This window comes from Embleya sp. NPDC050493 (assembly GCF_044458105.1).
Lineage (GTDB): Bacteria > Actinomycetota > Actinomycetes > Streptomycetales > Streptomycetaceae > Embleya.
The window spans coordinates 614,547-628,302 of the sequence record NZ_JBITHP010000002.1 but is presented as its reverse complement, the minus strand read 5'-3'; the positions used below and the strand labels follow the sequence as shown (position 1 = coordinate 628,302).

Genomic DNA, 13,756 nt, shown 5'->3' with positions numbered 1-13,756 from the left:
TCACCTCCTCAATCGGCGGTCCGCGCCAGCGTCCAGGTCCCGGCGCCGGCGTCCAGGCTGAGGTCGTACACACCCAACGGCGCGCTGCGGCCGGCTCCGGCCTCCACGCGCCACACCTCGCGCTCCCCCGTCGCCACGACGGCGGTCCGCGAGCGCGCGTGCTGCCACCACTCGCCGGTCTCCACCCAGTGACCGAGCACCTCCCGGACCACGTAGAGCCGGTCGTGCCACAGGAACCGCGCGGGGTCCCCACCACTGCGCAGCACCTCCACCGGATCGGTGTGCAGACGCGTCATACAGCTCCTCCTCTGCCGAGGCCGGGAGCCGCGATGCGCTTCCCCACGCACCGCAACCCCAGGCTGCCCATCCGCTTGCCCCGTGCCGTTCGAATCGAACTTTTCTCTCGAACAAAAGTTCGATCTCGTTTGCCAGTAAAGCTCTCTCCCCCACCCACGTCAACGTCATTGCCGCAGTCCCGGGCGAACCGTCGTGTTCGAGTGATGTTCGAGCATGTTCGAGTCGGCCGGCCCGGTCGTCGGGAGCGGTCGCTCCCCACGTGTTTCCACCGTGACAGGCGACACCGACACCATCGCGGGACCAACCGGACGTGCCACCCTTGTCCGGTGCGCCCACGTCTGCCCTCACCGCTGCACGAGCTGTGCGATCCCCGGCTGACCGCCCTCGGCCTGCGCCTCGCGCTCAAGCGGGACGACCTGATCCACCCCGAGGTGTCGGGCAACAAGTGGCGCAAGCTGAAGTACAACCTGACGGCGGCCCGCGACCAGGGGCAGCACACGCTGTTGACCTTCGGCGGCGCGTACTCCAACCACCTGCGGGCCACCGCCGCGGCCGGCCACGCCATCGGGTCGGCCACGGTAGGCGTGGTGCGCGGCGAGGAGCTCGCCGACCGCCCGCTCAACCCGTCGCTCGCCTTCGCCGTCGAACACGGCATGCGGCTGGTGTTCGTGGACCGCGCGACCTACCGGGCCAAGCACACGCCGCAGGTGCTCGATCGGCTGCTCGCCGCGCACGGGCCCGCCTACGTGCTTCCGGAGGGCGGCAGCAACGAGGCCGCCGTGCGCGGCTGCGCGGAACTGCCCGCCGAGCTCGGCGACGACTTCGACGTGGTCTGCGTCGCCGTGGGCACCGGCGGCACGCTGGCCGGCATCGCGGCGGGTCTGCCGCCGGGGCGGCGCGCGATCGGCTTCGCGGCGCTCAAGGGCGGCTTCCTCGCCGACGAGGTGGCCGAGCTCCAGCGGCGCACCTACGGCGCGCCCACCGACAACTGGCACGTGGAGCACGACTTCCACCACGGCGGCTACGCCCGCCGCGGCCCGGAGCTGGACACGTTCCTCGCCGACTTCGCGGCCCGGCACGACTTCGCGCCCGAACCGATCTACGTCGGCAAGATGTTGTTCGGCCTGTTCGCCCTCGCCGAGCGCGGCATGTTCGCCCCGGGCACCCGGCTGATCGCGGTGGTCACCGGCTGACGGCGGTCGTGGCCGGCCGATGGCGGTGTCGCCGGCCGATCCGACCTTTGGCGGGTCGTCGGCCGACCCCGTCCCGAAGGCGCCGGCTCCGCCGTCCCATCGGCAGAGCCGGCCCCGAACGACCCGCCGCCCCCCCCGGCCGGCCGGTCGTCCCATCGGGACCGGCGCCCCCCGCGCCGATCCCGATGCCGTCACGCCCCGCCGTTCCCCCCGAACGGCGCTCCCCCGAGACTTCCGTGGGCGTTTCCCCGTGCCGACCACTCTGCCGGTCGACCCGGGGGGCGAACATCCGTACAGGTACTCAGAAGCGGGCCCGGGTATCGCCGCCCATATCCGTGTTCATCACGATTTCCGACCCGGGTCGCATTCGATGAAAAGAAATCTTCCTCGCGCGTACAACCCTCTGCCCGGGTCGCGAGTCTTATCAATCGTGACCCGCTGGGGGGTGGGCCCGTGGACCGTGGGGAGCGGTCGCGGGAAGGTGAGGGGGATCAGGCCCGGGGGGCGGGCCTGATCCCCCTCACCTGCATATACGCTGTGCCACCGTGGCTCGCATCGTGGTTGTCGGCGCAGGTATGGGTGGATTGGCGGTGGCCGCTCGGCTGGCCACGCTTCGGCACGAGGTGACGATCTGCGAACGGTCCTCCTCGACCGGCGGGGCGTCCGGGTCGATCGTCCGGGACGGCTTCACCTTCACCACCGGCCCGGGGCTGCTCACCTTGCCGGCCGTCTACCGCGACCTGTTCCTCAAGACCGGCGCCGCGATCGAGGACGTCGTGGACCTGGTCCCGATCGCCACTCCCACTCGGGAGTCCTTCGCCGCCGCGGGCGGGCCGCGCACCGTCGTCGACATCCCCAACGCGTCCCGGTCCGGGACGCACGACGCGTTCGAGTCCGGCTTCGGGCCCGGGGCGGGCGACGACTGGCAGCGACTGCTGCACCGGGCCGGCGAGATGTGGGGCATCACCCGCAAGACCTTCTTCGAGGCACCACTCCTGGCCGACCCGGCCGGGCGGGCCGAACGGCTGCGCAGTGCGGGCGGGCGGGCCGACCTGCGTACCACCGCGCCCTGGCGCTCGCTGCGCTCGCTCGGCCGGGCCCACCTGAGCGACCCCCGGCTGCGCGCCCACCTCGAACGCTTCGCCGTCGAGGCCGGCTGTCACCCCGGCAAGGCACCCGCGACGCTGGCCACGCTGCCGTACCTGGAGGAGACCTTCGGGGTGTGGTGGGTGCGCGGTGGCCTGCACCGGATGACCGAGGCGCTGCACGCACGCTGTGTGCAGCGGAAGGTGAAGGTGCGCACCGACACCGAGGTGAGCACGATCGAACGCGCGGGCGGCCGGGTGTCCGGGGTGCTGCTCGCCGACGGCGGCCGACTCGATGCCGACATCGTGATCACCGACCTGCCGGTCGATCCCGGGACCGCCGGGCTGCTGCCGGGCCCGGGCCCGAAGGCTCCCGGGGCGGGTCGGGTGCCGGCCTCCTCGGCGACGCTCGAACTGCATCTCGCGCTGCGCGGTCGCACCCCCGGGACGCCGCACCGCACCTACCTGTTCGCGGACGACCCCGGGCGCGAGCCGGACGCGCTGTTCGCCGACCGCGCGACCCCGCCGACGGATCCCACGCTGTGCGTACTGGCTCCCGACGACGAGACGTCGGCCCCCGAGGGGCACAGCGCGTGGACGGTACAGCTGCGCGTGCCCCGACAGGGCCCGGTGGACTGGGACTCGGCCGCCGTCCGGGACGACTACTCGGCGACCGTGCTCGACCTGCTGGCCCGCCGCGGCCTGGACGTGCGCGAGCGGGTGCTGTGGTCGATCCTGCGCACCCCCGCCGACCTGGCCGGGCAGACCGGTGCCCCGGGCGGCGCGGTGCCGGGCGCGGGTGCCGACGGTCCGCGCAACGCGCCGCGCCGAGTGCCGAACCGGTCGGCCGTACCGGGCCTGTTCTCGGTCGGCGCGAGCGCCCACCCGGGCGGCGGCCTGACCCGAGTCGGCATGTCCGCGGCACTGGTGGCGGAGCTGATCGGGCGCGCGTAGGGCGTGTCCGGCGAATCTTGCCGGGGCCGCGCCGGAGAAACGGCCGAGGAACCGCTCGGCGGCGCCCGGGTCCGATCCGGGGCGTCCTCAGCGGGCCTTGGCCCGGCGGCCCTTCGGGCGACGGCCGCTGACCGTCCAGCCGTGGTGGAAGCCCTTGCGCACGTAGCGCGTGGTCAGGAACTGGCCGACCGCGAAGCAGAACACGCCGATGCCGACCAGCACCGGGTTCTTGATGCCCACGCCCACGGCCACGCCGACGAAGCCGACGAAGGCGAGCACGCGGTAGCGAAACGGCGCGCCGTGCTGCCACAGCGCCTCGGTCAGCAACCACAGCCCGATCGGCACGAACAGGATGTAGAGCACCACCAGGCCGATCTGCACGGGTCGATCCCTTCGTTACCGGCGCGTTGCCTCACCCTAGAGGGTGAACCGGTCGTCGGGGGGTGTGCCGGATCAGCCGGCTCGACCCAATCCCTCGCCCGCGGCCGCGCCCGAGCCGTCGCCCGATTCCGCGCCCGATCGTTCGTGCAGTCCGAGGTTCTGGTAGATCTCGGTGGTCGCCGTGGACCGGTTGAGGGTGATGAAGTGCAGCCCCGGCGCCCCCTCGGCGAGCAGCCGCTCGGACATCCGGGTCGCGAACTCCACCCCGATCGCGCGCACCGCCGCCCGGTCGTCACCGGCCGCCTCGACCGCCGCCGCCAGGTCGGCCGGTACCGAGCAGCCGCTCAGCTCGTCCGCCCGCACCAGCGTGGTCGGGCTGGTGACCGGCATCACCTCGGGGATGATCGGGATGTCGCACCCGGCCGCCGCGACCCGGTCGCGCAGCCGCAGGTAGTCCTCGACCCGGAAGAACATCTGGGTGATCGCGTAGTCGGCACCCGCGCGGCACTTGGCCACGAAGTGCCGGATGTCCTCGTCCCAGCCGGTCGAGCGCGGGTGCATCTCCGGGAACGCGGCGACGCCGACGCAGAAGTCGCCGGACGCGCGCAGAAGTTCGACCAGCTCGACCGCGTACGTGAAGCCGTCCGGGTGGGCGACCCACTCGCCCTTCACGTCGCCCGGCGGGTCGCCGCGCAGCGCGAGCACGTTGCGCACGCCCGCGTCGGCGTACTGCCCGATGATGTTGCGCAGCTCGGCGCGCGAGTGCCCGACCGCGGTGAGGTGCCCCACCGGGGTGAGCGTGGTCTCGGTGGCGATCCGTTCGGTGGTGTCCACGGTCATGCCCCGGCTGGAGCCGCCCGCGCCGTAGGTGACCGAGACGAAGGTCGGCGCCAGCGCCTCGACCCGACGGATGGCGTCCCACAGCGTGCGGGTGCCCTGCTCCGTCCGGGGTGGCATGAACTCGAACGAGAACGACCGGCTGCCGTTCGCGAGCAGATCGCGAATGGCCGGGGTTCGACTGATGCGAGTGGATGCGGCACCGAGAGACATGCAGGCAGGCTATCGGGCGGTCGCCCCCGCGAGAACGACTTCCCACAAGGCGAGACGGCCGGGCTGCTCGGGATGGCCGCGCGGACCGCAAGTTAGGCTTCCCCGTATTTCCTCATCGTTTCATCGCCCTCGACGGAAGACTCCATGGCTGCCGATTCCTTCCCCGTACACCCCCTGGACCGGGACGGCCTGCGGCAGCGCATCAATGCCGCGCTCGGCGAGTTCATGGACCGTCAGGCCGAGGTGCTCGCCGAGGTGGGCGAGGGCATGGTTCCGGTCACCGAGGCACTGAACGACTTCGTGCTCGACGGCGGCAAGCGGCTGCGACCGGGCTTCTGCTACTGGGGATGGCGTGGCATCGCGGGTCCGGCGGCACCGGACGAGGCGATCGTGCGGGCGGCCACCGCGCTGGAGCTGCTCCAGGCCAGCGCCCTGATCCACGACGACCTGATGGACAGCAGCGACACCCGGCGCGGCAAGCCCGCCGTGCACCGGCGGTTCGAGGGCCTGCACGGGGCGAACGGGTGGGTCGGTTCGGGCGAGTCGTTCGGCTCCGCGGCGGCGATCCTGCTCGGCGACCTGTGTCTGTCCTGGTGTGACGAGATGTTCGGCGCGAGCGGGGTGGACGACCGGGCGCTGCGGGCGGCCAAGCCGTTGTTCGACGTGATGCGCACCGAGGTGATGGCGGGCCAGTACCTCGACGTGCTGGAACAGGCGATGGGCGGCGGCTCGGTCGAGCGCTCACGGCGCGTGATGCGGTTCAAGTCCGCCAAGTACACGATCGAGCGCCCCCTGCACGTGGGTGCCGCGCTGGCCGGCGCCGACGAGGCCGCGCTGGCCGCCTACTCCGCCTACGGGCTGCCGCTCGGTGAGGCGTTCCAGCTGCGTGACGACGTGCTCGGGGTCTTCGGCGATCCCGAACGGACCGGCAAGCCGGCCGGGGACGACCTGCGGGAGGGCAAGCGCACCGTACTGCTCGCGCTCGCCGGCGAGCGGGCCTCGCGCGTCCAGGCGGGGGTGCTGGACACGCTGCTCGGGGATCCCGGACTGAGCGACATAGGCGTCAAGGAACTGCGCGTGGTGATCGAGGACACCGGCGCGCTCGCCGACGTCGAGACGATGATCACCGAGCTGACCGAGCGGGCCCTCGCGGCCCTGGCCGTCGCGCCGATCGCCGAGGACGCGCGCGAAGTGCTGCGCGAGTTGGCCGACGCCGCCACCGTGCGCAGCGTCTAGTCGGGCGGCCGGCGGGCCGGTGATGGTGAACGGTGCGGCCGGCACGGACCGGGGACGCTCCGACTCGGCCACCCGGCCCGGGGCGGGACGAGGGCCGTGCGTCGGGTCGGCGTGCGGCAGGGCCTGGGGCGGATTGCGGCCGACCAGGTAGATCCCGCCGATCATCGCGGCGAGCACGAGCAGCGGGAACAGCAGCGCACCGCCGCCGTCCGGCGTCGGGCTCGTACGCCCGGATCGAGGCATCGGGCGTTCGGCGGCGGCGAACCGGGGGCCGGGGATCAGCGGTTCCGTCGCGGGGTGCGGCAGGTCGTGGTCGCGGGCATCCTCTGCGGACCCCGGACGGAGGCGAACGTCGGGTGTGTCCATCTCGGCAGTCTGGCCGCTCGCTCCGCCCGGTTCGGCCGGAAAGCGCCATCCGCGAGGCCAACCACCCGATCGGCCCACGGCGGCGACACCCGCCGCGTCGACCCGGCGGATCGGGGTCGGCCGCCCGAACACCGCCGTCGAACGGTCCGGCCCCGACCGACGTGCCCGACCGGCCCGCACGGGACGCTCCGACCACGATCGGCACCTGCCGAGACCTCGGCCGGCCGCCGCGGCGGCCGGCGCGCGGCGCCGCGGTCGCGCCGGACCCGACGCCCGGTTTCCGGCCGATCGCCGGCGACCGGCTCAGCGTGCGGCGAGTCGCCGGACGAATTCCGCCGTCGCCTCGGCCGGGTCCGCGGCCTCGGTGATCGCACGCACGACCACCACCCGCTCCGCGCCCGCGGTCAGCACCTCGTCGAGGTTGCCGAGGTCGATGCCGCCGATCGCGAACCACGGCCGGGTCGGGCGCAGCGCGGCGGTGTACCGGACCAGGTCCAGCCCCGGTGCGGGTCGGCCCGGCTTGGTCGGGGTCGGCCAGACCGGTCCGGTGCAGAAGTAGTCCACCCCCGGTTCGACGATCGCCGCGTCCACCTCGGCCTCGGCGTGCGTGGAGCGGCCGATCAGCACGTCGCCGCCGATGATCGCGCGCGCCGCCGGGACCGGCAGGTCGTCCTGGCCCAGGTGCAGCACGTCGGGGCCGATCGTGTGCGCGACGTCCGCGCGGTCGTTGACCGCGAGCAGCGTGCCGTGCCGGCGGCAGGCGTCCGCGAACACCTCCAGGTAGGCGAGTTCGAGGCGGGCCTCCAGGCCCTTCTGCCGCAACTGCACGATGTCCACGCCCGCGCCCAGCACCGCGTCCAGGAACGCGGGCAGGTCGCCCTGGCGCTCCCGGGCGTCGGTGCACAGGTACAGACGGGCGGCGGCCAACCGTTCCTGACGGCTCGTCATCCGCGCGGCCTCAGATCGCCAGGGCCTGGGCGCGGCGACGCACCTCGGTCATCCGGTTCTCCTGCAGTGCCTGCACCGGCGTGCCCGGGAGCGTGTCGTCCGGAGTGAACAGCCACTCCAGCGCCTCCTCGTCGGTGAAGCCCGAGTCCGCGAGCAGGGTCAGCGTGCCGACCAGGCCCTTGACGATGTTGCCGTCCTGGAAGAAGTCGGCGGGCACCTGGAGGGCCCGGTGCTCGCCGCGGCGCACGGCCAGGAACTTGCGCTCCTTGAGCTGCTGGCGGACCTTCAGGATGTCCACGCCGAGGATCTCGGCGATGTCGGGGAGTGTCACCCAGGCGGGGACGAGGGCTTCTGTTTTGGCGTCGATCTCGCTCACCCGGCCAAGTTTAGGTTCCGCGCCCGGTCCCGACCGCCGGCGCCCGGCGGTCGGGCGGGCGCCGGGCCGTCACAGCGCGACCGACTTGAGCGGGTTCTCCGGGTCGGCGAACCGCTCCCGGTCCACCGGGGTGCCCAGTTGCACGAGCTTGCGGCCCTGGGCCAGGTCGCGCGGTCGGGCGACGGCGAGCAGCGCCACCAGCCGGTCGCCGGCGAACCAGCCCGCGGTCCACTTGCCGTCCTCGCCCGCGCCCCGGAAGACCAGTTCGTCGCTCGCGCCGTGCCGGCCGACGTACTGGACCATGCGGCCGAACTGGTCGGACCAGAAGTAGGGGACCGGGTCGTACACCTGGTCGCCGCCGAGCAGGTTGGTCACCAGCACGCGCGGCGCCTGGAGCGCGTTGTCCCAGTGTTCGACGTTCATCCGGATGTCGTACCGGGCGGAGGGGAAGTCCACGCAGTCGCCGACGGCGTACACCCCGGGCATCGAGGTGGCCAGGTGGTCGTCCACCTCGACGAAGCCGCGCTCGTTGCGGACCACGCCGGAGTCGGCCAGCCACTCGGTGGCCGGGCGCACCCCGATGCCGACCACGATCGCGTCGGCGCGCAGTCGGCGGCCGTCGGTCAGGTGCACCGCGCCCGCCTCCAGGCGGTCCACCCTCGCGTCCAGCAGCAGTTCCACGCCCGCCTCGGCGTACCACCGCACGATCCGCTCGCCGATGGCGTCCGGGAAGGGCCCGGCGAGGGGGGTGTGCAGGGCCTCGACCACGGTGGTCGGGCAACCGGCGGCGGCCGCGGCGGTGGCCACCTCGGCGCCGATCCAGCCCGCGCCGACGATCACCACGTGGGCGCCGGGCACGAGTGCGGCGCGCAGTGCGCGGGCGTCGTCGATGGTGCGCAGCACGTGCACGCCGGGGACCTCGGCCGCGCCCGGCAGGTTCAGCACCCGCGAGCCGGTCGCGATCACCAGGCGGTCGAAGGCGATCGGCCCGGCGTCGGTGTCGACCGCGCCCGGGCGCAGTCCGGTCGCGGTCCGGCCGAACAGCACGTCGGTCTCCAGCGCGGCCCAGTCCGCCTCGAAGGACGTGTCGTCGGTCTTGCCGCCGAGCACCTCCTTCGACAGCGGCGGGCGGTCGTACGGCGCGTGCGCCTCGGCCCCGAGCAGGGTGACGCGACCGGTGTACCCCTGGTCCCGCAGCGCCACCACGGTTTGCAGGCCGGCCATGCCGGCACCCACGACGAGCACGTTGTCCATGCAGGGCACCCTATGACGCGGGCCGGCACCGCCGACGAGCAGGGTCTTGACTCAGTCAAGGACATCGTCGGGGCACACTCGGGCACTCCCGGGCGCCCGAAACCGGTGTCGTAGTGTGGAGAGGTCACGGGAGCCCGGTGAGACCGGGCTGAGAGGGGGGCTGCGAGCCCCCGACCGTCCGAACCTGATCCGGGTCATACCGGCGAAGGGAGTTCCCCTCACCATGTCGAGCCCCACCATGTCCGAGCACCCCACCGACGTCGTCGTGGTCGGCGCGGGCGTCGTCGGACTGTCCGTCGCGTGGCGTGCGCGCACCCGGTACGGCCTCGCCGTCACCGTCGTCGACCCGGCCCCGGGCAGGGGTGCCTCGCACGCCGCGGCCGGCATGCTCACCCCCGTCTCCGAACTCCAGTACGGCGAGGAGAGCCTGCTCCGGCTGAGCATCGAATCGGCCCGGCGCTACCCCGAGTTCGCCGCCGAACTGGCCGAGGCCGCGGACCTGCCCTCGGGCTACCGCGCCTGCGGCACGATCGCGGTCGCCCTGGACGCGGACGACCGGGCCGTGCTCAAGGACCTGCACGCCTATCAGCAGCGGCTGGGCCTGCAGTCGTCCTGGCTGACCAGCCGCGAGTGCCGTCGGCTCGAACCGATGTTGTCCCCGGCGATCACCGGCGGCCTGCACGTCGAGGACGACCACCAGATCGACAACCGCCGACTGGTCGCGGCGCTGCTCGCGGCCTGCGCGCGGGCCGGCGTCGTCTTCGTGCGCGAAAGCGTCGAACGCGTCCTGGTCGCCGCCGAGCGCGCGTACGGCGTGCGAACGGCCGGCGGACGCGACCTGATCGCCGATCAGGTGTTGCTCGCGGCGGGCTGCCGCTCGGCGCTGATCCCGGGCCTGCCGCCCGAGGTGGTCCCGCCGGTGCGGCCGGTCAAGGGTGAGATCCTGCGGCTGAAGGTGCCGCCGGCGCTGCTGCCACTGCTGTCCCGCAACGTCCGGGGCGTGGTCAAGGGCGGCAGCATGTACCTGGTCCCGCGGGCGGACGGCGAACTGGTGATCGGTGCGACCGAGCACGAACTCGGCCACGACACCGAGGTGACCGCGGGCGGCGTGTACGAACTCCTGCGCGACGCCCACGAACTCGTCCCCGGCATCACAGAACTGCCCCTGGTGGAGACGCTCGCCGGGCTGCGCCCCGGCAGCCCGGACAACGCGCCGATCCTGGGTCGCTCGGCGCTGCCCGGCCTGGTGGTGGCGACCGGCCACTACCGGCACGGCATCCTGCTCACCCCGATCACCGCCGACGCCGTCGCCGAGATCCTCGCGCAGGGCACCACCCCCGAACTCGTCGCGCCCTTCGGGCCCGACCGGTTCGCGACCACCGCCCGGAAGGTGATGGCATGAACGACATCGAGGTCTCCGTCAACGGCGACCGGCGCCGGGTCGCGACCGGTACCACCGTCGCCGAACTGGTGGCCACGCTGACCACCGCCGCCAAGGGCGTCGCGGTCGCGGTGGACGAGTCGGTGGTGCCGCGCGGGGCGTGGGCCGAGACCGTGCTCGACGCGGGCAGCCGCGTCGAGGTGCTGACCGCCGTCCAAGGAGGTTGAGGGCATGGCCGACGACAAGCTGGTGATCGCCGGCGAGTGCTTCACCTCGCGGCTGATCACCGGGACCGGCGGCGCGCCGAGCCTGGAGATCCTGGAGCAGGCGCTGATCGCGTCGGGCACCGAGATCACCACGGTGGCGATGCGCCGGGTGGACCCGGGGACCGCCGGCTCGGTGCTGGACGTGCTGCGCCGATTGGGCATCCGGGTGTTGCCGAACACCGCCGGGTGCTTCACGTCGGGCGAGGCGGTGCTGACCGCACGGTTGGCCCGCGAGGCGCTGGAGACCGACTGGATCAAGCTCGAAGTGGTGGCCGACGAACGCACGTTGTTGCCCGACGGGGTCGAGCTCGTGGACGCCGCCGAACGGCTGGTCGACGACGGCTTCCGGGTGCTGGCCTACACCAACGACGACCCGGTGCTCGCCCGCCGACTCGAACAGGTGGGCTGCGCGGCGGTGATGCCGCTCGGTTCGCCGATCGGGTCGGGCCTGGGCATCCGCAACCCGCACAACATCCGGCTGATCACCGAGCAGGCCGAGGTCCCGGTGGTGCTGGACGCGGGTCTGGGCACCGCCTCCGACGCGGCGCTGGCGATGGAGCTGGGCTGCGATGCGGTGATGCTGGCGACGGCGGTCACCCGCGCGCAGTCGCCGCGGTTGATGGCCGAGGCGATGCGGCACGCGGTGGACGGCGGGCGGCTGGCCTACCGCGCCGGGCGGATCCCGATGCGCCACTACGCGCACGCGTCGTCACCGATGGCCGGCATGCTGGAGGCCGGCCCCGAGCACCCCGCCTTCTGAGCCGCACACAGGCCGGCCGGCGGGGAACCGTGGGGAAGACCGTCGGCGTCCACAAAGCAGTGGACCCTACACTCCAGAACATGGACACGACCTTGAACGATCCGCTCGTCGGGCGGCTGCTCGACGGTCGATACCGGGTCGATGCCCGAGTTGCCGCGGGTGGCATGGCCACGGTGTACCGGGCTCTCGACACCCGACTCGACCGCACCGTCGCCCTCAAGGTGATGCATGCCGGGCTCGCCCAGGATCCCGAGTTCACCCGCCGCTTCATCCTGGAGGCGAAGGCCGCGGCGCGGTTGTCGCATCCCAACGTGGTCAACGTCTTCGACCAGGGCACCGACGGCTCCGTCGCGTACCTGGCGATGGAGTACGTCGAGGGCCGCACGCTGCGCGAGCTGCTCCAGGATCTGGGCAACATGACCCCGCGCGAGGCGTTCGGGGTGTTGGAGCCGATGCTGGCCGCGCTCTCCGCCGCGCACCGGGCGGGCTTCGTGCACCGTGACGTCAAGCCGGAGAACGTGCTGATCTCCGACGACGGCGGGATCAAGCTCGGCGACTTCGGTCTCGCCCGCGCGACCACCACGACCGCCACCGCCGCGACCGGCAAGGTCCTGGTCGGTACGGTCGCCTACCTCGCCCCCGAACAGGTCGAGCGCGGCGAGTCCACGCCACGCTCGGACGTGTACGCGGCGGGCGTGGTGCTCTACGAGATGCTCACCGGCCGGCAGCCGCATCACGGTGCGACCGCGGTCGAGGTGATCTACAAGCACGTGCACGCGGACGTGCCGCCGCCCTCGCTCGCGGTGCCGGGTCTGTCGCACTCGCTGGACACGCTGGTGCGCGCGGCCACCGTGCGCGACCCGGAGCACCGGCCGAACGACGCCGAGACACTGCTCACCCTGGTCCGTCGGACCCGGCACGCGATGCCGGATGCGGAGCTGGACTTCGGCGCGGCGCTGCGACTGCCGCCGCCGCCCGAGCCGATCCACGACAACGCCACGAGCGTGTTCCGGGCCGGCGAGGTCCTGCTGCCGCCGCACCTGGCGCCGCTGGGGCTGAGCGTGGACTCGACCGAGGACGAACAGGCGCGCTACGGCGGCGGGGTGTACCAGGACGCCTATCCGGCGGAGCACCACGAGTACGCGCCGGCCGCCGAGGCACCTTCGGCGGGCTCCACCGGCGGCGGCTATCCGCAGCAGCCCGGGTTGCCGGGCCGGCGGCGCCGACGCGGGCCCTCGCGCGGGATGATCGTGCTCGCCGTCGTGCTGCTGGTCGCCGCCGCGATCGGTGGCGGCGCGTGGTGGTACGGCTCGGGCCGCTACTCCGACGTGCCCGGCGTACTGAACATGACCAAGGCCGAGGCGGAGAAGCGGCTCAAGGCGGCCGACCTCAAGGTCTCCTACGTCGGTGACGGGGAGTTCAGCGAGACGATCGCCAAGGGCTCGGTCATGTCCACCGACCCGGCTCCCGGCAAGAACGTGCTCAGCGGCTCGACGGTGAAGGTCAAGCTGTCCAAGGGTCCCGAGCGGCACGTGGTGCCCGCGCTGGTGAACCTCAAGCTGGAGGACGCCAAGAAGGCGCTGTCCGACGCGGCGTTGAAGCCGGGCACGGAGACGCGGGTGGCGAGCCCCAAGCCGCCCGGAACCGTGGTGAGCAGCCAACCCGCCGTCGGCGAGCAGCTCCAGCGGGACAGCGTGGTCTCCCTCGTGGTCAGCCGAGGCCCGGACACCGTGGTGCCGGACCTGACCGGGCTGGAGATCAACGAGGCCAAGGCCAGGTTCCTGCCCGCGACCGGGGTGACCGTCGAGGCGGATCCCACCCCGCAGTTCTCGGACACCGTGCCGCCCGGCCGGATCATGTCGTCCACCCCGGGCCCCAACACGACCGTGCCCTTCGGCACCAAGATCACCGTGGTGCTGTCCAAGGGCCCGGACCTGGTCCAGGTCCCGCCGGTGACCGGGATGAACCCGGACGACGCGGGCCGCGCGCTGCAGGCCGCCGGACTGCGGGTGAACAACCGGATGATCCCGCTGATCCCGGCCAACGTCGGCAAGCAGGACCCGCCGGCGGGCTCGATGGTCAAGCGCAACAGCGAGGTGTTCATCTCGAACTTCTAGTCGGGGGTTCCCCTCCGGCGCGGCACCTGCGAAGGCCCCACTCCGATTCGCTCGGGTTGGGGCCTTCGTACGTGCCGGGGGCGGGGTGTCCG

General features: G+C 73.0%; 13 protein-coding genes and 1 riboswitch. Of the genes, 7 read left to right on the top strand and 6 right to left on the bottom strand.

Features of this window, described 5'->3' with window-relative positions:
• Positions 1–8: 8 nt before the first annotated feature.
• On the bottom strand, positions 9–296 hold the full coding sequence (locus ACIBM5_RS06030; RefSeq protein WP_355534641.1) for a DUF6504 family protein: 288 nt from the start codon (positions 294–296) through the stop codon (positions 9–11).
• Positions 297–623: 327 nt separating this feature from the next.
• On the opposite strand from ACIBM5_RS06030, the gene ACIBM5_RS06025 reads away from it, so the two are divergent.
• Both ACIBM5_RS06025 and ACIBM5_RS06020 read left to right on the top strand, forming a co-directional pair.
• Positions 624–1,490 (top strand): 1-aminocyclopropane-1-carboxylate deaminase/D-cysteine desulfhydrase, encoded by an 867-nt coding sequence (locus ACIBM5_RS06025; protein ID WP_396005609.1) that lies wholly within the window; start codon positions 624–626, stop codon positions 1,488–1,490.
• Positions 1,491–2,035: 545 nt separating this feature from the next.
• Positions 2,036–3,529, top strand: coding sequence for a phytoene desaturase family protein (locus ACIBM5_RS06020; protein WP_396005608.1), 1,494 nt, complete (start codon positions 2,036–2,038; stop codon positions 3,527–3,529).
• Positions 3,530–3,616: 87 nt separating this feature from the next.
• On the opposite strand, the gene ACIBM5_RS06015 is transcribed toward ACIBM5_RS06020, so the two are convergent.
• Together ACIBM5_RS06015 and metF are read right to left on the bottom strand one after the other, a co-directional pair.
• Entirely contained in the window at positions 3,617–3,910 is a 294-nt protein-coding gene (locus ACIBM5_RS06015) for a hypothetical protein (RefSeq protein WP_391582650.1), read from the bottom strand.
• A gap of 72 nt (positions 3,911–3,982) precedes the next feature.
• A complete protein-coding gene (metF, locus tag ACIBM5_RS06010) occupies positions 3,983–4,960 on the bottom strand; it encodes a methylenetetrahydrofolate reductase [NAD(P)H] (protein ID WP_396005607.1) in 978 nt (325 codons plus the stop codon).
• A gap of 144 nt (positions 4,961–5,104) precedes the next feature.
• On the opposite strand from metF, the gene ACIBM5_RS06005 reads away from it, so the two are divergent.
• Positions 5,105–6,196, top strand: a complete 1,092-nt coding sequence (locus ACIBM5_RS06005; RefSeq protein ID WP_396005606.1) for a polyprenyl synthetase family protein — start codon at positions 5,105–5,107, stop codon at positions 6,194–6,196.
• A gap of 669 nt (positions 6,197–6,865) precedes the next feature.
• Here ACIBM5_RS06005 and thiE read toward each other — a convergent pair.
• The 3 genes from thiE to ACIBM5_RS05990 form a co-directional block, all read right to left on the bottom strand.
• Entirely contained in the window at positions 6,866–7,510 is a 645-nt protein-coding gene (gene thiE / locus ACIBM5_RS06000; RefSeq protein WP_396005605.1) for a thiamine phosphate synthase, read from the bottom strand.
• A 10-nt stretch (positions 7,511–7,520) separates the two neighbouring features.
• Positions 7,521–7,886, bottom strand: a complete 366-nt coding sequence (locus tag ACIBM5_RS05995) for an Rv2175c family DNA-binding protein (protein WP_396005604.1) — start codon at positions 7,884–7,886, stop codon at positions 7,521–7,523.
• A 69-nt stretch (positions 7,887–7,955) separates the two neighbouring features.
• Positions 7,956–9,140, bottom strand: coding sequence for an NAD(P)/FAD-dependent oxidoreductase (locus ACIBM5_RS05990; RefSeq protein ID WP_396005603.1), 1,185 nt, complete (start codon positions 9,138–9,140; stop codon positions 7,956–7,958).
• 116 nt (positions 9,141–9,256) lie between these two features.
• Positions 9,257–9,368, top strand: a riboswitch (TPP riboswitch).
• Between the two features lie 10 nt (positions 9,369–9,378).
• Here ACIBM5_RS05990 and thiO point away from each other — a divergent pair.
• The 4 genes from thiO (at position 9,379) to pknB (ending at position 13,664) form a co-directional block, all read left to right on the top strand.
• Complete coding sequence (gene thiO, locus ACIBM5_RS05985) at positions 9,379–10,542, top strand: glycine oxidase ThiO (RefSeq protein WP_396005737.1); 1,164 nt, start codon at positions 9,379–9,381, stop codon at positions 10,540–10,542.
• Positions 10,539–10,748, top strand: a complete 210-nt coding sequence (thiS, locus tag ACIBM5_RS05980; RefSeq protein ID WP_391582656.1) for a sulfur carrier protein ThiS — start codon at positions 10,539–10,541, stop codon at positions 10,746–10,748. The genes thiO and thiS overlap by 4 nt, the downstream gene beginning before the upstream one ends.
• 4 nt (positions 10,749–10,752) lie before the next feature.
• Positions 10,753–11,547: a thiazole synthase gene (locus tag ACIBM5_RS05975; RefSeq protein ID WP_396005602.1), complete on the top strand. Its 795-nt coding sequence runs from the start codon at positions 10,753–10,755 to the stop codon at positions 11,545–11,547.
• A gap of 80 nt (positions 11,548–11,627) precedes the next feature.
• Complete coding sequence (gene pknB / locus ACIBM5_RS05970; RefSeq protein ID WP_396005600.1) at positions 11,628–13,664, top strand: Stk1 family PASTA domain-containing Ser/Thr kinase; 2,037 nt, start codon at positions 11,628–11,630, stop codon at positions 13,662–13,664.
• Positions 13,665–13,756: the final 92 nt, after the last annotated feature.

Bases quoted from the DNA above. Each gene is read 5' to 3' on its own strand.
- ACIBM5_RS06030 (WP_355534641.1), bottom strand. From the start codon at position 296: ATGACGCGTCTGCACACCGATCCGGTGGAGGTGCTGCGCAGTGGTGGG.
- ACIBM5_RS06005 (WP_396005606.1), top strand. From the start codon at position 5,105: ATGGCTGCCGATTCCTTCCCCGTACACCCCCTGGACCGGGACGGCCTG.
- pknB (WP_396005600.1), top strand. From the start codon at position 11,628: ATGGACACGACCTTGAACGATCCGCTCGTCGGGCGGCTGCTCGACGGT.
- ACIBM5_RS05990 (WP_396005603.1), bottom strand. From the start codon at position 9,140: ATGGACAACGTGCTCGTCGTGGGTGCCGGCATGGCCGGCCTGCAAACC.
- metF (WP_396005607.1), bottom strand. From the start codon at position 4,960: ATGTCTCTCGGTGCCGCATCCACTCGCATCAGTCGAACCCCGGCCATT.
- thiO (WP_396005737.1), top strand. From the start codon at position 9,379: ATGTCCGAGCACCCCACCGACGTCGTCGTGGTCGGCGCGGGCGTCGTC.
- thiE (WP_396005605.1), bottom strand. From the start codon at position 7,510: ATGACGAGCCGTCAGGAACGGTTGGCCGCCGCCCGTCTGTACCTGTGC.
- thiS (WP_391582656.1), top strand. From the start codon at position 10,539: ATGAACGACATCGAGGTCTCCGTCAACGGCGACCGGCGCCGGGTCGCG.
- ACIBM5_RS05975 (WP_396005602.1), top strand. From the start codon at position 10,753: ATGGCCGACGACAAGCTGGTGATCGCCGGCGAGTGCTTCACCTCGCGG.